The 17,910-nt window shown below is 74.6% G+C and carries 21 protein-coding genes; 12 read left to right on the forward strand and 9 right to left on the reverse strand.

Translation table 11 applies throughout. From position 1 onward, the window contains the following. Positions 1–189: hypothetical protein (locus ACL02R_RS26625; RefSeq protein ID WP_412799507.1), on the reverse strand; the 189-nt coding region annotated here is incomplete at its 3' end. 78 nt (positions 190–267) lie between these two features. Continuing rightward, a complete protein-coding gene (locus ACL02R_RS26630; protein ID WP_412799508.1) occupies positions 268–1,560 on the reverse strand; it encodes an inorganic phosphate transporter in 1,293 nt (430 codons plus the stop codon). 70 nt (positions 1,561–1,630) lie between these two features. On the opposite strand from ACL02R_RS26630, the gene ACL02R_RS26635 reads away from it, so the two are divergent. The 11 genes from ACL02R_RS26635 (at position 1,631) to amaP (ending at position 10,732) form a co-directional block, all read left to right on the forward strand. Continuing rightward, the gene (locus tag ACL02R_RS26635; RefSeq protein ID WP_412799509.1) at positions 1,631–2,296 is read left to right on the forward strand and encodes a class II aldolase/adducin family protein; all 666 of its coding nucleotides are present in this window, start codon (positions 1,631–1,633) and stop codon (positions 2,294–2,296) included. 54 nt (positions 2,297–2,350) lie between these two features. Further along, positions 2,351–3,472: an alpha/beta hydrolase gene (locus ACL02R_RS26640; protein WP_412799510.1), complete on the forward strand. Its 1,122-nt coding sequence runs from the start codon at positions 2,351–2,353 to the stop codon at positions 3,470–3,472. Between the two features lie 64 nt (positions 3,473–3,536). Beyond that, entirely contained in the window at positions 3,537–4,913 is a 1,377-nt protein-coding gene (locus ACL02R_RS26645; protein ID WP_412799511.1) for a hypothetical protein, read from the forward strand. A 249-nt stretch (positions 4,914–5,162) separates the two neighbouring features. Then, the gene (locus ACL02R_RS26650; protein WP_412799512.1) at positions 5,163–6,761 is read left to right on the forward strand and encodes an ABC-F family ATP-binding cassette domain-containing protein; all 1,599 of its coding nucleotides are present in this window, start codon (positions 5,163–5,165) and stop codon (positions 6,759–6,761) included. A gap of 324 nt (positions 6,762–7,085) precedes the next feature. Next, positions 7,086–7,307, forward strand: a complete 222-nt coding sequence (locus tag ACL02R_RS26655) for a helix-turn-helix domain-containing protein (protein WP_362966709.1) — start codon at positions 7,086–7,088, stop codon at positions 7,305–7,307. Between the two features lie 71 nt (positions 7,308–7,378). Then, positions 7,379–8,158 (forward strand): enoyl-CoA hydratase/isomerase family protein, encoded by a 780-nt coding sequence (locus ACL02R_RS26660; RefSeq protein ID WP_412799513.1) that lies wholly within the window; start codon positions 7,379–7,381, stop codon positions 8,156–8,158. Positions 8,159–8,271: 113 nt separating this feature from the next. Next, positions 8,272–8,748, forward strand: a complete 477-nt coding sequence (locus ACL02R_RS26665; protein WP_412799514.1) for an Asp23/Gls24 family envelope stress response protein — start codon at positions 8,272–8,274, stop codon at positions 8,746–8,748. A gap of 134 nt (positions 8,749–8,882) precedes the next feature. Then, on the forward strand, positions 8,883–9,080 hold the full coding sequence (locus ACL02R_RS26670; protein WP_052851674.1) for a hypothetical protein: 198 nt from the start codon (positions 8,883–8,885) through the stop codon (positions 9,078–9,080). Positions 9,081–9,083: 3 nt separating this feature from the next. Further along, positions 9,084–9,491 carry a hypothetical protein gene (locus ACL02R_RS26675; protein WP_412799515.1) on the forward strand — a complete coding sequence of 136 codons (408 nt, stop codon included), beginning with the start codon at positions 9,084–9,086 and terminating at the stop codon, positions 9,489–9,491. After that, a complete protein-coding gene (locus ACL02R_RS26680; RefSeq protein ID WP_412799516.1) occupies positions 9,488–10,111 on the forward strand; it encodes a DUF6286 domain-containing protein in 624 nt (207 codons plus the stop codon). Before ACL02R_RS26675 ends, ACL02R_RS26680 begins: the two co-directional genes overlap by 4 nt. 39 nt (positions 10,112–10,150) lie before the next feature. Next, a complete protein-coding gene (amaP, locus tag ACL02R_RS26685) occupies positions 10,151–10,732 on the forward strand; it encodes an alkaline shock response membrane anchor protein AmaP (RefSeq protein ID WP_412799517.1) in 582 nt (193 codons plus the stop codon). A gap of 15 nt (positions 10,733–10,747) precedes the next feature. On the opposite strand, the gene ACL02R_RS26690 is transcribed toward amaP, so the two are convergent. The 4 genes from ACL02R_RS26690 to ACL02R_RS26705 form a co-directional block, all read right to left on the reverse strand. Beyond that, a complete protein-coding gene (locus ACL02R_RS26690) occupies positions 10,748–11,590 on the reverse strand; it encodes a helix-turn-helix transcriptional regulator (protein ID WP_412799518.1) in 843 nt (280 codons plus the stop codon). 35 nt (positions 11,591–11,625) lie between these two features. Beyond that, positions 11,626–12,405: an SDR family NAD(P)-dependent oxidoreductase gene (locus tag ACL02R_RS26695; protein ID WP_412799519.1), complete on the reverse strand. Its 780-nt coding sequence runs from the start codon at positions 12,403–12,405 to the stop codon at positions 11,626–11,628. Between the two features lie 147 nt (positions 12,406–12,552). Beyond that, positions 12,553–13,389 carry an SURF1 family protein gene (locus ACL02R_RS26700; RefSeq protein ID WP_412799520.1) on the reverse strand — a complete coding sequence of 279 codons (837 nt, stop codon included), beginning with the start codon at positions 13,387–13,389 and terminating at the stop codon, positions 12,553–12,555. Between the two features lie 78 nt (positions 13,390–13,467). Then, positions 13,468–14,493: a DEDDh family exonuclease gene (locus ACL02R_RS26705; RefSeq protein WP_412799521.1), complete on the reverse strand. Its 1,026-nt coding sequence runs from the start codon at positions 14,491–14,493 to the stop codon at positions 13,468–13,470. Between the two features lie 153 nt (positions 14,494–14,646). On the opposite strand from ACL02R_RS26705, the gene moaA reads away from it, so the two are divergent. Then, positions 14,647–15,636, forward strand: a complete 990-nt coding sequence (gene moaA, locus ACL02R_RS26710) for a GTP 3',8-cyclase MoaA (RefSeq protein ID WP_412799522.1) — start codon at positions 14,647–14,649, stop codon at positions 15,634–15,636. On the opposite strand, the gene ACL02R_RS26715 is transcribed toward moaA, so the two are convergent. The 3 genes from ACL02R_RS26715 to tyrS all read right to left on the reverse strand — a co-directional run bounded on the left by ACL02R_RS26715 (position 15,619) and on the right by tyrS (position 17,883). Beyond that, positions 15,619–15,852 (reverse strand): hypothetical protein, encoded by a 234-nt coding sequence (locus ACL02R_RS26715; RefSeq protein WP_412799523.1) that lies wholly within the window; start codon positions 15,850–15,852, stop codon positions 15,619–15,621. The two genes, moaA and ACL02R_RS26715, sit on opposite strands and share 18 nt — an antisense overlap. A 232-nt stretch (positions 15,853–16,084) precedes the next feature. Then, positions 16,085–16,429 (reverse strand): DUF3099 domain-containing protein, encoded by a 345-nt coding sequence (locus ACL02R_RS26720; protein WP_412799524.1) that lies wholly within the window; start codon positions 16,427–16,429, stop codon positions 16,085–16,087. Between the two features lie 44 nt (positions 16,430–16,473). Continuing rightward, entirely contained in the window at positions 16,474–17,883 is a 1,410-nt protein-coding gene (tyrS, locus tag ACL02R_RS26725; protein WP_412799534.1) for a tyrosine--tRNA ligase, read from the reverse strand. Positions 17,884–17,910: the final 27 nt, after the last annotated feature.

The following is a 17,910-nucleotide window of genomic DNA, read 5'->3' on the forward strand; positions in this document are numbered from 1 at the left end:
CGTGATGAGGAAGATCCCGTAGCCGACGGCCAGCGCGCACAGGCCGAACCCCAGGTAGCCCACCGGCCGTACGGCGGCGCGCTCCGACGACCCCGCCCTGATGCCGAGCGAGAAGAAGCCGACCAGCGCGACGGTCAGCACCACGGAGACGATGACGACCTCGGCGAGCGTGCCCCAGTCGATGTCCATCGGATTACCTCGGTCCAGGCGTGGGGGAGGGGGAGGCGGGCGGGAGGAGAGGGCCGTACGGCCGTGTCAGGCGGCCGGTCACGGCACCGGTCCCGTCGCGGGCGCCGGGGCGGCCACCGGCGCGGCGGGGGCGGGGAGGACGACCTGCGGCGCGGCCGCCACGGCGGTCCCGTCGCCGTTCACCTTCGCCGCCGCGCTCCCGTTCACCCCGGCCGCCGTGCCGTCCGCCTGGGCGGCGGGGGCGACGGCACCCGGGACACCGGTGTCGTCCAGCTCGTTGACGTTCGCCGCGTCCACGGGGCGGCGGCGCGACAGGGACCAGATCAGCCCGGACGCCGCGACCAGCAGCACCGCGACCGCCGCCACGCCCCAGTCGCCCTGGTCGGCGAGCAGCGCGCCGCCCGCGCCGATGAGCCCGGCGGCCGGCAGTGTCAGGCCCCAGGCGACGACCATCCGCGCCGCCGTGGACCAGCGGACCACGCCGCCCTTGCGGCCGAGCCCGCAGCCCATCACCGCGCCGGAGCAGACCTGCGTGGTGGACAGGGCGAAGCCCATGTGCGAGGAGGCGAGGATCGTGGTCGCCGCGCCGGTCTGGGCGGCGAAGCCCTGCGGCGGCTGGATGTCGGTCAGGCCGCGCCCCATCGTGCGGATGATGCGCCAGCCGCCGAGGTACGTGCCCAGCGCGATGGCCGTGCCCGCCGAGGCGATGACCCACATCGGCGGGTCGGCGCCCGGGGCGAGCGATCCGCCGGTGATCAGCGCGAGCGTCATGACGCCCATGGTCTTCTGCGCGTCGTTGGTGCCGTGCGCCAGGGAGACGAGCGCGGCCGAGGCGATCTGGCCGGTGCGGTAGCCGCGCGCGGCGGACCGCTCGTCGGTGCCCCGGGTGACGCGGTACGTCAGCCGGGTCGCGAGCATCGCGGCGACGCCGGCGACCAGCGGGGCGGCCACGGCCGGGATCAGCACCTTGGTGACGACCGCGTCGCCGTTGATCGCGCCGGAGCCGACGGACGCGAGGGTCGCGCCGATCAGGCCGCCGAACAGGGCGTGCGACGAGCTGGAGGGGAGGCCCGCCAGCCAGGTGAGGAGGTTCCACACGATCGCGCCGACGAGGCCGGCGAAGATCACTTCGGGGCGGACGCCCGCCTCCTCGTCGATGATCCCGCCGGAGATCGTGCGGGCCACCTCCACGGAGAGGAACGCGCCGATCAGATTCAGGGCGGCCGACATCGCCACCGCCGCGCGGGGCTTCATGGCCCCGGTCGAGATCGTGGTGGCCATCGCGTTGGCCGTGTCGTGGAATCCGTTGGTGAAGTCGAACGCCAGGGCCGTGATGATCACGATGGTGATCAACAGCGTGATGTGTTCCATGTACCTGGACAATCATTCGGCGGGCCGGGGGGCAAACGCCGTTAACGTAAGGTGAATAGGTGAACAGCAGATGAATTTGCGGCGGCGTGTTCCTGATACTTGGCGCCGGGCCTGGCGGGAGCTGCTCGCGTACGCCCGCCGGACCGTCGAAGACGGCCTCGTCGTCGGCACGTCGGGCAACCTCTCGGTGCGCGTGCCGGGCGCCGTCCTGGTCACCCCGAGCGGTGTCCCCTACGACCTGCTCGGCCCCCGCGACCTGCTGGCCGTCGATCTCGAAGGCAACCGCATCACCGGCCCGCGCCCGCCCACCAGCGAGCTGCCGATGCACCTGGCCGTCTACCGCGCCACGGACGCGGCACACGCCATCGTCCACACCCACGCCGTGCACGCCACGGCCGTGTCCACCCTCGTCGACGAACTGCCCGCGATCCACTACATGACCGCCGCCCTGGGCGGCCCCGTACGCGTCGCCCCCTACGCCCGCTACGGCAGCGACACCCTGGCCGCCCACGCCCTGGCCGCACTCCGCGACCGCAGCGGCTGCCTCCTGCGCAACCACGGCACCCTCGTCCACGGCCGCGACCTGCGCCAGGCATACGACAACACGGCCCAGCTCGAATGGATGTGCAGGCTCTGGCTGACCGCCTCCTCCGTCTCCGGCACCCGCCCCTCGCTGCTGTCCCCCGGCGACCTCGCCGACGTCGCCTCCCACCTGCGCGACTACGGCAAGGGCTGACCCCCGCCCGCTCCCCGGTGGCCGAACAGCCGCCACGGGCGCATGCTTGAGATCATGCGTCGGCGCACCCAGGCGGCCGTGGCCGCCACCACACTCCTGAGTGCCGGAGCGGCGGCGGCCCTGGCCGTCGCCGTCACGAACCGCCGTTCCCGCGGCGGTCCCACGGCCTTCCCGACCGCGCGGCTCACCGTGCACGGCACGGCCGCGGGCCGGGTCACGCTCACCCGCACCGCCGAGTCCGTCCTGCCCGGCACCTACGCCCTCGTCGGCAAGGACTGCCGCGCCATCGTCGGCCCCGTCGTCGACCACGCCCCGGACGGCAGCCCCGACACGGTGGTACGCCGCCTCGAACGCGTCACCCGGGGCGACCTCGCGCCCGGCGCGACCGTCACGCTGTCCCCGCAGCTGTACGCGGGCGACCCCGGCAGCGCCCTCGGCATCGACTTCTCCGAGGTGGACGTCACCGGCGACCGCGGGACGATGCCCTCCTGGTTCGTCCCCGGCCTGCGCGACACCTGGGTCATCGTCCTGCACGGCCTGGGCGCCACGCGCGAACAGGCGCTCAACGTCCTGCCGTTCCTCCACCACCAGGAACTGTCCGTCCTCGTCCCCGGCGCCCCCGAAAGCCACGGCGACCGGGGGAACGCCGAGGACGGCACCGAGCCCACCGGCCTCGGCTCCGCCGAGTGGACCGACGCCGAGGCCGCCCTGCGCTACGCCGTACGCTGCGGCGCGGGCAGCGTCGTCCTCTACGGCAGCTCCACCGGCGCGACCATGGCCCTGCACACCGCCGTCCGCTCCCCCCTGCGCGGCCGGATCAGCGGTCTGGTCCTCGACTCCCCGGTCCTCGATCCCGCCACCACCGTCCGCGCCCTCGCGCAGCACCGCGGCGTCCCCGGCGCCCTGTGGCCGCTGGCCCTGCGGACCACGGAGGACGTCGACCAGCCCCCGCCCGACCTGGACGAGAAGGGCCGCGGCTCCGCCCTGCCCGTCCTCGTGATCCACGGCCCCGGCGACACGATCGCCCCCTGGGAGGCGTCGCGCGCGCTCGTCGAACGCCACCCGCAGACGACGACCCTGCACCCGGTGCCCGACGCGGGCCACGCAGCCATGTGGAACGCCGACCCCACCGCCTACGAAGAGGTACTCCGGCGCTTCCTCACCCCGCTCATGTGACTCGTCATACAAGCCCCTGTACGGGGAGTTTGGGATTCCGGGCCCGACCGGTGAAACTGCTCGGGTGACGTCCCGAACTCCGCGTGAGCCCCGGTTGCGACTTGTCCCCCAGACCCCTCCCCAGCGCGCCGCCGCCGCCGGCGGCAGGCGCGGCGCGGTCGGCAGACGCACACCACGCCCTCCCCGAGGCATCGCGCCTCAGGAGCGCCTCGCCGGCCAGGCGCGCAGACTCCTGGCCGACGCCGTACGCCTCGCCCGCTGGGCCGACCGCACCGGCAGCTCGCCCGAGGCGGCGCTCCAGCAGGCAGCCGACGACCTCGGCCTGAGCCCGGGTCAGGTCAGCGAGCACTGGGGCCGCGCCCGCCTCGCCGGCCTCATCGAACAGGCCGACGCCGGGACCGTACGGGCCGGCTGGCGCCTGCGCGCCTGGGAACGGGACGACACCGCCGTCCTGCGCGGCTGGGTCGCCCTCTTCGACGCCTGGTCGCTCTCCCGCCCCGCGCCCGCCGACGCGGACCCGTACGAGGCCGCCGACATCGTCGCCGCCGTCCCCCAACTGCTGTCCGTGATGCACCTGTCGGCGGGACCGGTCACCGCCGACGGCCTCATCGACCTTCTCACCCGCCGCGTCAGCGAGCTGCGCGCGGACCGCACCGACCCCGGCATACCCACCGAGGGTGACCCGGCGGAGCAGGAACGCCTCCTCGGCTGGGCCCTGGACGCGCTCGCCGGGGTCGGGGCCCTCACCCTCCACGCCCGCGGCGTCCGCCCCGCCCGCGCCCGCCTCACCGACCTCGGCAGCTGGGCCATGTGGACCAAGCTGGAGCAGATCTGCATCGCCGCCCAGAGCACCACGGGCGCCGGGAACATCGAGCAGTCCGCCGTGGACATGCTGCGCGGCTGCGCCAACCTCACACCCGGCCCCTCGCGCGCCGAGTACCGCGCCTGGCTCGCCGTCCGCGCCGCGGGCCCCGCCGTCGCCGAACTGCTCGACGCCGCGCGCGGCGAGGACGCCCTCATCCGCGGTCTCGCCTTCGAGGCCCTGCGCGTCGTCGGCGCCCCCGCCATCGGCGCCGTACGGGCCGCAGCCGCCGAGCCCGTGCTGCGCCCGTACGCCCTGCTGTGGCTCGCCGACCACGAGGGCGGCGACCCCCGCGACCACGCCGAGTCCCACCAGGGCGTCCTCACCCCGGGCGAGGCCACCTGGCTGTGGGTGGACACCGCGTCCGCCGCCCAGGAGAACGGCTCCGAGCGCCTGCTCCTCGACCACCTCGACGCCGCGCCCCAGACCTCGCTCGCCCAGCTCCTCACCGACATCAGGACCTGCGGCCACCCCCGCACCGTCCAGGTCCTGATGGCGCTCGCCGCCGCCCACCCCGACCCGGCGACGGCACGCCGGGTCCGCAGGGCCGCGTTCCAGGTCCACGCGGGCGGCGCCTGACCGGCGGGCGGGCGCACGGGCGCGGACGGGCCGGCACGGGCGCCCCCGCGCGGCGCGCACGCCCCACCCCGCCGCCGCGCACACGGCCCCGCGCCCGCGACAGGCCCGGCGCCGGAAAAGCGGTTGCCGTACGCCGTTAGACTGGCCGCATGGACACTCGCCCCCTCCTGGCCTAGCGGACGTAAGCCCTCCCGGCAGCTGCCCGTCCCCCTGTCCGCACGCACACGTCCCGCTTCGGAGTACCCGTCCATGATCACCGCCAGTGGAGTCGAACTGCGCGCCGGCGCCCGCATCCTGATCGAGAGCGCCTCCTTCCGCATCGCGCAGGGCGACCGGATCGGCCTCGTCGGCCGCAACGGCGCAGGCAAGACCACCCTCACCAAGTGCCTCGCGGGGGAGGGGAACCCGGCGGGCGGCGCCATCACGCGCTCGGGCGAGGTCGGCTACCTTCCGCAGGACCCCCGCACCGGCGACCTCGACGTCCTGGCCCGCGACCGCATCCTCGCCGCCCGCGGCCTCGACACGGTCCTGCGCGGCATGCGCGAGAGTGAGGAGCGCATGGCCAGCGGGCAGGGCGACGTCCGTGACCGCGCGATGCGCCGGTACGAGCGCCTGGAGACCGAGTTCCTGACCCGCGGCGGGTACGCCGCCGAGGCCGAGGCCGCGACCATCGCCGCCAGCCTGGGCCTGCCGGACCGCGTACTCGGCCAGCCGCTGCACACGCTCTCCGGCGGCCAGCGCCGCCGCGTCGAGCTGGCCCGCATCCTCTTCTCGGACGCCGACATCCTGCTCCTGGACGAGCCCACGAACCACCTCGACGCCGACTCGATCGTCTGGCTGCGGGACTTCCTGAAGACCTACCGCGGCGGCCTCGTCGTCATCTCCCACGACATCGACCTCGTCGAGACGGTCGTCAACAAGGTCTTCTACCTCGACGCCAACCGCGCCGCGATCGACGTCTACAACACGGGCTGGAAGCAGTACCAGACCCAGCGCGAGGCGGACGAAAAGCGCCGCAGGCGCGAGCGGGCCAACGCCGAGAAGAAGGCCGCCGCCCTCAACGCCCAGGCCGACAAGATGCGCGCCAAGGCGACCAAGGCGACCGCCGCGCAGAACATGGCGCGCCGCGCCGAACGGCTCCTGTCGGGCCTGGAGGCCGAGCGCCGGCACGACAAGGTCGCCAAGCTTCGCTTCCCCGACCCCGCGCCCTGTGGCCGTACGCCCCTCACCGCCGAGGGCCTGTCCAAGTCGTACGGCTCGCTGGAGATCTTCACCGACGTCTCCCTCGCCATCGACAAGGGCTCACGCGTCGTCATCCTGGGCCTCAACGGCGCGGGCAAGACGACGCTGCTGCGGCTGCTCGCGGGCGTCGAGAAGCCGGACACGGGCGCGGTCACCCCCGGCCACGGCCTCAAGCTCGGCTACTACGCCCAGGAGCACGAGACGCTGGACCCGGAGCGCACCGTCCTGGAGAACATGCGCTCGTCCGCGCCCGACCTCGACATGGTGGACGTCCGCAAGACGCTCGGCTCGTTCCTCTTCTCGGGCGACGACGTGGACAAGCCCGCCGGGGTGCTCTCCGGCGGCGAGAAGACCCGGCTGGCGCTGGCCACCCTCGTCGTCTCGTCCGCCAACGTCCTGCTCCTCGACGAGCCGACGAACAACCTCGACCCCGCCAGCCGTGAGGAGATCCTCGGCGCCCTGCACAGCTTCACGGGCGCCGTCGTCCTCGTCACGCACGACGAGGGCGCCGTGGACGCCCTCCAGCCCGAGCGGATCATCATGCTGCCGGACGGCGTCGAGGACCTGTGGAGCCCCGACTACGCGGACCTGGTCGCCCTCGCCTGACGGCCGCCGCGCCCGCCGTTCCCGGCTCGGGTGATCATGCGCGGTGGATCATTCGGCCGACGCTTGATCATTCATCTGAGTGAGGACGGCTCGTACCGCGGCGTGTCGCCACGCCGCGGGACGAGCCGTCGTGACGGGTCCGCGCCCACCGCGCTGACCAGCGCGTTCCCTTGCTGTGACCGGCCTCGCGCACCCCCGCGGACCGTCCCGCACCCCCCGGACCCTGGTCCGTTTGTCGTACGGGCGCCGACGAATGGGTGGCCAGGATGCCGGATAGGGGTGATCATGAGAGTCACATCAGCGCACTTCCACGAGGAGGCACGGGTGGCCGAGACTCTGAAGAAGGGCAGCCGGGTGACCGGCCCCGCGCGCGAGAAGCTCGCGGCAGACCTCAAGCGCAAGTACGAGTCCGGGGCGAGTATCCGGGCACTGGCCGAGGAGACCGGCCGGAGCTACGGGTTCGTCCACCGCATGCTCAGCGAGTCCGACGTCACCCTGCGCGGCAGGGGCGGCGCCACTCGCGGCAAGAAGACCCCGACCCCCTGACAGCGCCGGCGGCCCGCCCGTTACCCTGCGGAGTACCCCGCAGTACTACCGACTGGTAACCGGAGGCCGCCATGAGCCCGCTCGACCGCGACGGTGTGCGTGTCACCGTCCACGACGCCGTGGCGACGGTCACGCTCACCCGCGCCGACCGGCGCAACGCGCAGACCCCCGCCATGTGGCGCGCCCTGGCCGAGGCCGGGCGCGTCCTCCCCGGCGACGTCCGCGTCGTCGTGCTGCGCGGCGAGGGCCCGTCCTTCTCGGCGGGCCTGGACCGGCAGGCCTTCACCGCCGACGGCATCGAGGGCGAGCTGTCGTTCACCGCACTGGCCCGTCTCGACGACGCCGCCCTCGACGCCGCCCTCAGCGGCTTCCAGGCCGGCTTCACCTGGCTGCGCCGCCCCGACGTCCTCACGGTCGCGGCCGTGCAGGGCCACGCCATCGGCGCCGGATTCCAGCTCGCGCTCGCCTGCGACCTGCGCGTCTGCGCCGACGACGCGGCGTTCGCCATGCGCGAGACCTCTCTCGGCCTCGTCCCCGACCTCACGGGGACGAAGCCGCTGGTCTCCCTCGTCGGCTACGCGCGGGCGCTGGAGATCTGCGCCACCGGCCGCACCGTGCACGCCGCGGAGGCCGAACGCATCGGGCTCGCCGGCCTCGTCGTTCCCGCGGAGGACCTGGCCGCGGCCACCGACGACCTCGTCGCCGCGCTCCTCGCCGCGCCCCGGGACGCCCTCGTCGAGACCAAGGCGCTGCTGCGCGACGCCGCCGGGCGCGACTTCGACGCCCAGTGCGCCGCCGAGCGCGCCGCGCAGGCCCGCCGCTTCCGCGACCTGGCGGGCCTGGGGGAGTAGCACCGGGCGCGCCACTCGTTCGGCCCGCGCGCGCCGCCCGCGTCCGGGGCGGCCGACCTAGGGTGGCGTACGGGGGGTGGTGGGCAGCGTGCCCCGGAAGGAGTGAACGGACCATGACCGACCCGGTCACCGGCACCACCGGCCTCCCCGACGACCCCGTGTCGCCCGACGAGCCGCCGCGGCCCGGCTCCTGCGAGCCCGCCGAGCGCGGGCGCACCAGCATCGCCGAGGGCGTCGTCGCCAAGATCGCGGGACTGGCGGCCCGCGACGTCCTCGGGGTGCACGCCATGGGCGGCGGCGGCCCCGGCCGCGTTGTCGAGGCGGTGCGCGACCGGGTACCCGGCGGCGGCAGGTCCGCCGCCCGGGGCGTCAGGGCCGAGGTCGGCGAGGTGCAGACGGCGCTCGACCTCGACCTCGTGGTGGAGTACGGCGTCTCCCTCGCCGAGGTCTCCCGCACCGTGCGCGAGAACGTCGTCGCCGCCGTGGAGCGCATGACCGGCCTCGAAGTGGTCGAGGTCAACGTCACCATCGGCGACGTCTGGGTCCCGGACGACGACCTCGCCGGGGAAGAGCGCCCCACACTGCAATAAGCCGGCGCACCCGGGGCACAACAGCCAGTACTGCGACCGGATATGTTTGCCGTGCCGGGCGGCGCGCACGGTCCACATGTCCGGCCACAGCACCAGAGCAGCGGCCCGCCGGGCGCCGCCGGAGGAGCGCAACGATGAACAGCATGGCCGTCGTCGGCATGATCGCCGGCATGGCACTCGGCTTCGCCGGGTACTTCGGCGGGTTCGCCGCCTTCCTGCTGGTGGCGGCGCTCGGCGCCATCGGCTTCGTCGTCGGCAGGTTCGCCGACGGCGACCTGGACCCGGGCGACTTCTTCCGCCCGCGGGAGCGCCGTGACGACCGGCGGAGCTGACCCGTGGCGACCGTGACCCGCGTGCCGGCCGGGGAACGCGGCACCACGCGCGTCTCGGAGCGCGTGGTCGCCAAGCTCGCCGCGCAGGCGGCCTGGGAGGCGCTCACCGCCGACCGCTCGGGCCCCCCGCCGCCCCCGCGCCACGACCGGCATCCCCTCGCCACCGCCGTCGTGCGCCGCCCGCCAGGCGCCGCCGGCGACACGGGCGCGAGCGCCGTCGTCCGCGTCGAACTGGAACTGGGCTACCCCTGCGACATCGGCGCGCGCTGCCGCGCCGTCCGGCAGCACATCGCCGCCCGGCTCGGGGAGCTGGCGGGCATGGCCACCGCCGATGTCGCCGTCACCGTGACGCGCCTGCACTCCCGGCACAGCGCGGCCCCCGGCGGCCCCGGCAGGAGGCGCGTCCTGTGAGCGCCGCGCCGAACCGGCCGCCGGAGCCCGCCGGTCCCGCCTCCGTCGAGGCGGCGGAGGCGGAGCCGCCCGCCCGCCCCGCGCGGCGCTTCTGGTCGGAACGCCGCGTCCCCGCCGTCCTGGTCGCCGCCGCCGTGCTGATCACCGGCGGGCCGCTGCTGTACGACATCGTCGCCGTACGGGCCGACCGCCCCGCGACCGAGTGGCGCCGCCGCCTGGCGGACAGCCTGGACGCCACGGCCGTCGGCGACGCCTGGGTGGTCACCGGCTGCGTGGCGGCCGTCCTCGCGGGCGTCTGCCTGGTGGTCCTCGCCGTGACGCCGGGGCTGCGCGGCATCCTGCCGATGCGCCGCCGCGAGGCGGAGCAGCTGCGGGCCGGCATCGAGCGCGGCGCGGTGGGCGTCGTGCTGCGCGACCGTGCCCTGGCGGTGTCGGGCGTCCGCACGGTGCGCGTCTCCGTGGGCCGCCACCGCGTACGGGTCCTCGCCGAGTCGCACTTCCGCGACCTGGACGTCGTGCGCGCCGACCTGGACGCCGTGCTGGACGACGCGGTCGGGGCCCTCGGCCTGTCGCGGCGGCCGTCCGTCACCGTCCACGCCCACCGGCCCGCCAAGCGGTAGCACCTCACAAGCGACTCACAAGCCACAGGGACACCACAGATGCTGCGTGTGACGAACCGGGTCCTGCTCCTGCTCGCCGGGCTCCTCCTGATCGCGGCGGGCGCCGCCGGCCTGGCGACGGTCGCCGGGCTGGTCCCGGACACCTGGGCGTGGCCCTGGCACCGCACCGGCGACGCCGTCCTCAGCCACGCCGAACGCGTCCACCTGCGCGAGCAGGGCTGGTTCTGGCCCGTCGTGATCGGCGCGCTGTCCCTGCTGCTGGTCCTCGCCCTGTGGTGGCTGCTCGCCCAGTCGCGCCGCCCGCGCCTCGCCGGCGTCCTGGTGGACACCGGCGAGGGCATCCCGGCGCTGGTCAGGGGACGGGCCCTGGAGGAGGTCGTCACCGCAGAGGCCGAGGCCCTGCCGGGTATCGACCGCGCGCGGGTCACGCTGGTGGGGCGCCGTACGCAGCCGCGGCTCAGGGTCGGGCTGATCCTCGCGCCCCAGGCACGCCCGGAGGAGGCGGTCGGCGCGCTGCGGTCGGTGGCCGTCGAGAACGCGCGCCGTTCCGCCGGTCTGGCCGCGCTCCCCGCGGAGATCCGGCTGCGGTCCGCGCACCACGCGCCCGAACGCGTCTCCTGACCGTCCCGCGCACGGTCACGCGTACGGCGGGCGGTCGCCCACGGCGGACAGCAGCCGGAGCTTCTCGTGGCTCTCGCTGCCCGGCGTCGCCGTGTAGACGAGCAGCGCGTGCGTCTGGTCGGGACCGAAGAGGACCTGGCACTGGAGGTCGAGCATGCCGAGGTCGGGGTGCAGGACGCGCTTGCGGTCGTCCGGGCGGCTCAGGCCGATCTCGTGCGCGCTCCACAGCCGGGCGAACTCCTCGCTGCGGCCGCGCAGTTCCTCCGCCATCCGGTGCGCCTCCGAGTCCGGCCCCTGCCGCGAGACCGCCGTGCGCAGGTTCGAGGCGAACACCCGGCTGTGCATCGGGTGGTCCTCCTCCGGATAGACGCGGCGCGTGCGCGGGTCGGTGAACCAGCGGTAGACGATGCTGCGTTCCGGCCCGGTGAAGCGCGTCCAGTCCCCGAAGAGCGCGACGGCCGGACGTGTCTGCGCCAGCGTCTCGGACAGCGCGCCGACGACCTGGACGGGGGTGTCCTGGAGCCGGTCGAAGATCCGCATCATCCCGGGCGGGATGTGGCCGCCGCGCAGCCGCCTGCCCGGGGTGTTGTGCCCGGCCAGGCGGAAGAGGTGGTCGCGCTCGTCCAGCGACAGGCGCAGGCCCTGGGCGATCGCGCCGAGCATCGGCTCGGACGGCTGCGGGCCGCGCCGCTGCTCCAGCCTGCCGTAGTAGTCCGTGGACATGCCGCACAGCGCGGCGACCTCCTCGCGGCGCAGCCCGCGCGTCCTGCGGCGCGGCCCGCGCGGCAGCCCGACGTCCTCCGGCTGGAGCGCCTCCCTGCGGGTGCGCAGGAAGTCCGCCAGTTGTGCACGGTCCATGCCGCCATTCTCCTCCGTCCCGGTCCGATGCCGCCCTACAGGAGGATGCCGCCCGACGCCTCGACGCGCTGGCCGTTCAGCCAGCCGGTGTCCTCGGCCAGCAGAGTGGCGACGACGCCCGCGATGTCGCCGGACTCGCCGACGCGGCCGAGCGCCGTGTGCGCGGCGAGCGCGGACCGCATCGCCTCGTCGCCGCGCAGCCGCCCGCCGCCGAAGTCGGTCGCGACGGGTCCGGGCGCCACCGTGTTGGCGCGGATGCCGCGCGGGCCGAGCTCCACCGCCAGGTAGCGCGTCAGGACCTCCACGGCGCCCTTCATCGCGGCGTACGCGGACGAGCCGGGGTTGCTGAACCGCGTCAGGCCGGTGGACACGTTGACGACCCGCCCGCCGTCCGCGAGGAGCGGCAGCAGCGTCTGGGTGAGGAAGAAGACGCCCCGGAAGTGGACGTCGAGCAGCCGGTCGAAGTCCTCGGCGGACGTCTCGGCGAAGGGGGCGTACAGGGCGGTGCCCGCGTTGTTCACCAGGAAGTCGAACGTGTCGCGGTCCCAGCCGTCCTTGAGGGCGCCGCGCAGCGCGTCGGCGAAGGCGCCGAAGTCCGCGACGCGGCCGGTGTCGAGTTGCAGGGCGCGGGCGGTGCGGCCCAGCGCGGTGGCGGCCTCGACGGTCTCGGCGGCCTCGTCGGCGTGCGAGCGGTAGGTGATCACCACGTCGGTGCCGTGCTCCGCGAGCCGCAGCGCGGTGGCGTGGCCGATGCCCCGGTTGGCGCCGGTGACGAGGGCGATCCTGCCGGTGGACGGGGTGCTGCGCGTGGTCATGAGGGGTGTCTCCCGGTCCCGGGGAGGGCCGCCGCGCGTCCTCGGCGCGGCTCGGATGCCCTCCGCCACGCGTTCCACCCTCGCGCCGCGCGGGCGGCGGATGAAGGGCGTACCTGTCCGGGGACCGGCGGTCCCCCTCTGGGAGGGTCAGCCGCCCGTGGACGAGGAGGCCGCCGGTTCCGGGGTGCGCGGTGCGGCGGCGGCGCGCCGTTCCTTCGCCTCCGCCGCGCGGCGGTCCTTGATCTCCCGGCGGAAGAGGATGATCCAGCCCACCGGCACGCCGCCGGTGAACAGCCACCACTGGATGGCGTACGCGAAGTGCGCCCCGATGCTGGAGTGGTCGGGCGCGTCGAGCGGTTCGGGTTGGGCGTCGGCGTCGGCGGGCGCGGGGGTGGTGCCGGTCAGCACGAGGTAGCCGCCGAGCGTCGGGACGCCGCCCATCGCCTCGGACCGCTCCCGGCTGTTGATCATCATCACCATGCCGTCCGGGAGGCCCTCCCGGTCGCGGATGCCGGTGTTCCCCTGCGTCTCGTCCGTCATCAGGCGGCCGGTGACGGTCACCTCGCCCGGCGGCGGCGCGGGCACGTCGGGGACGGCCGTCAGGTCCTCGCCGGCGTCGATCCAGCCCCGGTTCACCAGCGCGGCGGTGCCGTCGTCCTGGATCAGCGGGGTCAGCACCCAGTAGCCGACCGTGTCGTCGTCCGAGGTGCGGTTGCGGACCACGACCTCGTGCTCCGGGTCGTACGCGCCGGTCACCGTGACGGGCCGGTACCTGTCGTCCTGGTCGGGCTCGCCGCCCACCGAGGTCAGCTCGGCCATCGGCACCTCGGGCGCGGCCAGGCTGGAGCCGATCAGCTCGTTGCGCGCGACCCGCTGCTCGTGCCGGTGCAGCTGCCAGAACCCGAGCCAGATCATGGACGGGATCAGGGTCAGCGCGATGAGGGTGAGGATCACCCACTGCCGGGACAGCAGAAAGCGGTACACACCACCCGACCGTACCCGAGGGGGGACGCTCCGCCCCCGGCAGGGTCCCCCTCCGGAGCGGCGTCCGCCGCCGCCCGCTCAGGCGTCCGGGGCCGCCGCGCGGACGCCGGGCGCCACGTCGCCGAGCAGCCGGGTGAACGTCGCCTCGTCCACGATGGGCGTGCCCAGCTCGCGCGCCCGCGACGCCTTCCCGGTCGGCGCCAGCGGATCGTTCGACACCAGCAGGCTCGTCAGCCGGGACACGCTGCCCGCGATGTGCAGCCCCGCGTCGAACGCCTGGTCCTCCAGCAGTTCCCTGTCCACCGACGTGTCACCTGAGAACGCCACCCGCATCCCCTGCGCCAGCCGCCCGCCCGGCGTGTACCGGCCCGGGTTGGCCCAGGGGCACGGCGGGCGCCGCTTCGTCTGCCGCCAGCCGCGCTGCCCGCCGCCCCAGGCGCCCCACCGCGTGCCGCGCTCGGCGGCCGGCGGGTCGGACCAGCGGGTCACCGGCAGGCACGCCAGCAGCGGCAGCGGCAGCCCGAGGCCCGCCGCCTGGTGCAGACTCGGGCGGAACGCCTCGGCGAGGACGCGCGCGTCGTCCAGCGCGTGGTGCGCCTGCCGCTGGACGACGCCGAAGTGCGTGACGAGTGTCTCCAGACGGTGGTTGGCGAGCGGCAGCCCCAGCGCCTTCGACAGGTGGATGGTGCACAGGCGCTGCTTGACGGGCGCTATCCGCCCCGCCCGCGCGTACTCGTGCGCCAGCATCGACCAGTCGAACTTCGCGTTGTGCGCGACCAGGACGCGGTCCGCCAGCCGCTCCGCCAACTCCCCGGCCACATCGGCGAACAGCGGCGCGTCCGCCAGCATCCGCGCCGTCAGACCGTGGATGTGCACCGGCCCCGGGTCGCGTTGCGGGTTGACCGTCGAGTACCAGTGGTCCTCGACCTCGCCCCGCGCCGTGAGCCGGTAGACGGCCGCCGACACGATCCGGTCGTGCGTGGCCAGGCCGGTCGTCTCGACGTCCACCACGGCGTACCCGGTCGGATAGCCGACGGGCCACGGTCCGTCGGCGTTCCGCTGGACGGGGACGTCTAGCGCGGGTGCCTGCTGGTCTTCGAGCATGGTTCCCGAGGATACGGGCCGCCACCGACAGCGTCCCGCGCGGCACGAGTTGACACGGCGGCGCCTGACATGCCCGTCCGGCGGTCCCGCGGCGCTGTCGGCGGTGTGCCGTACGCTGCGAAGCATCCGGTCCCCACGCGGCGGAGGTTCACCATGCTGCTCGACACCCACGGCCGTACCGCCACGGACCTGCGCGTCTCGCTGACCGACCGGTGCAACCTGCGGTGCACCTACTGCATGCCGGAGGAAGGCCTGTCCTGGCTGGCCAGGCCCGAGTTGCTCACCGACGACGAGATCGTCCGCCTCGTCCGCCTCGCCGTCACCGAACTGGGCGTCACCGAGGTCAGGTTCACCGGCGGCGAGCCCCTGCTGCGGCCCGGCCTCGCCGGCATCGTCGCCCGCTGCGCCGCGCTCACGCCCCGGCCCCGCGTCTCCCTCACCACCAACGGCATCGGGCTCGAACGGACCGCCGCCGCCCTCGCGTCGGCGGGACTCGACCGGGTGAACGTCTCCCTCGACACCCTGGACCCCGACACCTTCCACCGCCTGACGCGCCGCCACCGGCACGGCGACGTCCTGCGCGGCCTCGCCGCCGCGCGCGCCGCCGGACTCGCCCCCGTGAAGGTCAACTCCGTGCTCATGCCGGGGGTCAACGACGCAGAGGCCCCCGACCTGCTCGCCTGGGCCATGGAGCACGGCTACGAACTGCGGTTCATCGAGCAGATGCCGCTGGACGCCCAGCACGGCTGGCAGCGCGCCGGCATGGTCACCGCCGACGACATCCTCACGTCGCTGCGCACCCGGTTCACCCTCACCCCGGAGGACACGGGGCGGCGCGGCTCCGCGCCCGCCGAGCACTGGCTCGTGGACGGCGGGCCCCACCGCGTCGGCGTCATCGCGTCCGTCACCCGCCCGTTCTGCCGCGCCTGCGACCGCACCCGCCTCACGGCCGACGGCCAGGTCCGCAACTGCCTGTTCGCGCGCGAGGAGACCGACCTGCGCGGCGCCCTGCGCTCCGGCGCCGGTGACGCGGAGATCGCCCGCCTGTGGCGGGCCGCCATGTGGGGCAAGAAGGCGGGCTCAGGTCTCGACGACCCGTCGTTCGTCCAGCCGGACCGCCCGATGTCAGCGATCGGCGGCTGACGCCGGGGGCCAGTCGGCGAGTGGCACGACGTCCTTCAGGAAGCCCCGCAGCCCGAGGAAGCGCGACAGGTACTCGCGGTGCTCCTCGCAGGCGACCCATGTCTTGCGGCGCTCGGGCGTGTGCAGCTTCGGGTTGTTCCACGCCAGCACCCACGCCGCGGCGTCCCGGCAGCCCTTCGCGGAGCAGACCACGCTGTCGTCTGCGGGCGTGTTCACCACAGATTCCTCTCTTCTCCCACCCACTGTGTCCGCACCGGGCGCACAAGCGCGGCGGGCGACGGGGGAAAAGGGCGACGCCGGGCAGCCACGGGGGGAGCCGCCCGGCGTCGGTCCGTCGCTCCGACGGGGGATACGGAGCGCCCTAGAAGTATGACATGCAATGCCCTCCCGGGCGCAGCCGAACGGCCCAATTGGTTGGACGGCATCCGTACTTCGGCCGCCGGACGGGTCAGTTCCGGTTGTGCAGGCCGGTGTCCCCCGGGGGCAGTGCGCTGCGTGAGGCGCCGGTCACGAAGGTGGACGGAAGCGACGGCACGTTCTCCCGCCCCGCGTTCGCGACGACCACCGCCACGTACGGCAGCAGCGCGCCCAGCACGAGCGTCACCACGGCGACGGGCCTGCTGACGTCCCACAGCACCACGGTCGCGATCACCGCCGCCGTCCTGACCAGCATGGAGATCACATACCTCCGCTGCCGCCCGCGGACGTCCTCCGTCAGACCCTGCCTGGCCTCGGTGATCCGGAAGACCTCGGGACCGGCTTCCTTGTGTCCCGCTCGCTGCCCTGTGCGCACGATGCCTCACCACCCGCCCCCACGGTACGCCTGCGGTCCGGCGTTCAGTCGCGGACCCGGGCCAGCTTGCGCCCCGCCTTCAGGTACACCCCGTCCGGCGCCCCGCCGGGCCCGGCCGTGCGCTCGGCGACGACCTCGGCGAGCGGGCGCAGCGCGTCCTCCTCCGCCAGCGCCCCGGCCTGCTGGCCGTCCGCCGTCTCCAGCACGAGCCGCAGGCCGTTCTGCTTCGCCAGCCGCCGCGCGGCGGAGGCGCTCGGGGTGAAGTCGAGCACCTTGGTCAGCACCGTCGTCACCGTCTCCGCGCCGTGCTCCGCGAGCGACACCTCGGGCAGCGCCGTCACCTCGGTGAAGCTCCGCCGCGAGAACTGCGCGGCGAACGCGGCACGCGCCGCCATCGCCGCGTCCACGCCGTGCAGCGCCGTGACGATCTCCCCGGCCAGCACCCGCTTCAGGTCCATCGGGTGCAGCGTGCCGTCCGCGAGCCGCCCCGTGACGATCGCCACCTCGGCGTCCGTCCACTCGGTCAGCGTCCGCAGGTACGGGTCCATCAGCCGGTCCGGGATCGACATGACCTTGCCGAACAGGTCCTCGGGCGACGCCGAGAGCGCGATGTAGTTGCCCTTCGACTTGGACATCTTCGCGCCGGACCCGTCGGTCCCCTCGATCAGCGGCATCGTGACGACGAGCTGCGGCGTCTGCCCGTAGATCTCCATCACACGGCGGCCCATCTGGAGGTTCAGCAGCTGGTCCACGCCGCCCAGCTCCACGTCCGCCTCGATCTCGGCGGAGTCGATCGCCATCGCCACCGGGTAGATCAGCTCGGACATCGACAGCCCGTGCCCCGCGTCGAGCCGCTTCCTGAAGTCCTCGCGCTGGAGCAGCGCGGACGCCGACACCTGGGACAGGATGCCGATCAGCCGGGGCAGCGTGATCCCGGCGAGCCACTCGCTGTTGTGCCGGTAGCGCACCCGCTCGAAGTCGAAGAACGGCCCCACCTGGTCCCGGTAGCCGGCCAGGTTGCGGGCGATGTCCTCGTCCGTGAGCGGCGGGCGCTCGGTGGACCGGCCGCTCGGGTCGCCGATCTTCGCCGTGATGTCGCCGATGATCAGCGTCACGTCGTGCCCCATCCGCTGGAAGCGGCTGAGCACGATCATCGGCACGGTGTGCCCGAGATGGACGTCGGCCCCCGTCGGGTCGATGCCGAGCTTCACGCGCAAGCCCCGGCCGGCCGCCTGCGCGGCGGCGATGCGCTCGGCCAGGGCCTCGGCGGACGGCAGCACGTTCACCGTACGGGCGGTGATCAGCTCGGCCTGCTCGCCCGCCGGGAGGTCCGCCAGGTCGAGCGAACGCCGCGCCCCGGTCTCCGCCAGCAGCTGCCGCACGGTGGTTTCTGAGGAGAGGTCCTGCGCGAGCAGCGCGGACGCGCGCTGCACGGATGCGCCGAGGCGTGTCACGTGGATCATCCCGGAGGTCGGAGGCGG

Origin of the sequence: Streptomyces sp. MS19 (assembly GCF_047200595.1) — a bacterium.
In the GTDB taxonomy this organism is placed as follows: Bacteria; Actinomycetota; Actinomycetes; order Streptomycetales; family Streptomycetaceae; genus Streptomyces.

Coding starts and splice junctions, on each gene's coding strand:
- ACL02R_RS26630 (WP_412799508.1), bottom strand. CDS start 1,560: ATGGAACACATCACGCTGTTGATCACCATCGTGATCATCACGGCCCTG.
- ACL02R_RS26635 (WP_412799509.1), top strand. CDS start 1,631: ATGAATTTGCGGCGGCGTGTTCCTGATACTTGGCGCCGGGCCTGGCGG.
- ACL02R_RS26640 (WP_412799510.1), top strand. CDS start 2,351: ATGCGTCGGCGCACCCAGGCGGCCGTGGCCGCCACCACACTCCTGAGT.
- ACL02R_RS26650 (WP_412799512.1), top strand. CDS start 5,163: ATGATCACCGCCAGTGGAGTCGAACTGCGCGCCGGCGCCCGCATCCTG.
- ACL02R_RS26660 (WP_412799513.1), top strand. CDS start 7,379: ATGAGCCCGCTCGACCGCGACGGTGTGCGTGTCACCGTCCACGACGCC.
- ACL02R_RS26665 (WP_412799514.1), top strand. CDS start 8,272: ATGACCGACCCGGTCACCGGCACCACCGGCCTCCCCGACGACCCCGTG.
- ACL02R_RS26670 (WP_052851674.1), top strand. CDS start 8,883: ATGAACAGCATGGCCGTCGTCGGCATGATCGCCGGCATGGCACTCGGC.
- amaP (WP_412799517.1), top strand. CDS start 10,151: ATGCTGCGTGTGACGAACCGGGTCCTGCTCCTGCTCGCCGGGCTCCTC.
- ACL02R_RS26690 (WP_412799518.1), bottom strand. CDS start 11,590: ATGGACCGTGCACAACTGGCGGACTTCCTGCGCACCCGCAGGGAGGCG.
- ACL02R_RS26695 (WP_412799519.1), bottom strand. CDS start 12,405: ATGACCACGCGCAGCACCCCGTCCACCGGCAGGATCGCCCTCGTCACC.
- ACL02R_RS26705 (WP_412799521.1), bottom strand. CDS start 14,493: ATGCTCGAAGACCAGCAGGCACCCGCGCTAGACGTCCCCGTCCAGCGG.
- moaA (WP_412799522.1), top strand. CDS start 14,647: ATGCTGCTCGACACCCACGGCCGTACCGCCACGGACCTGCGCGTCTCG.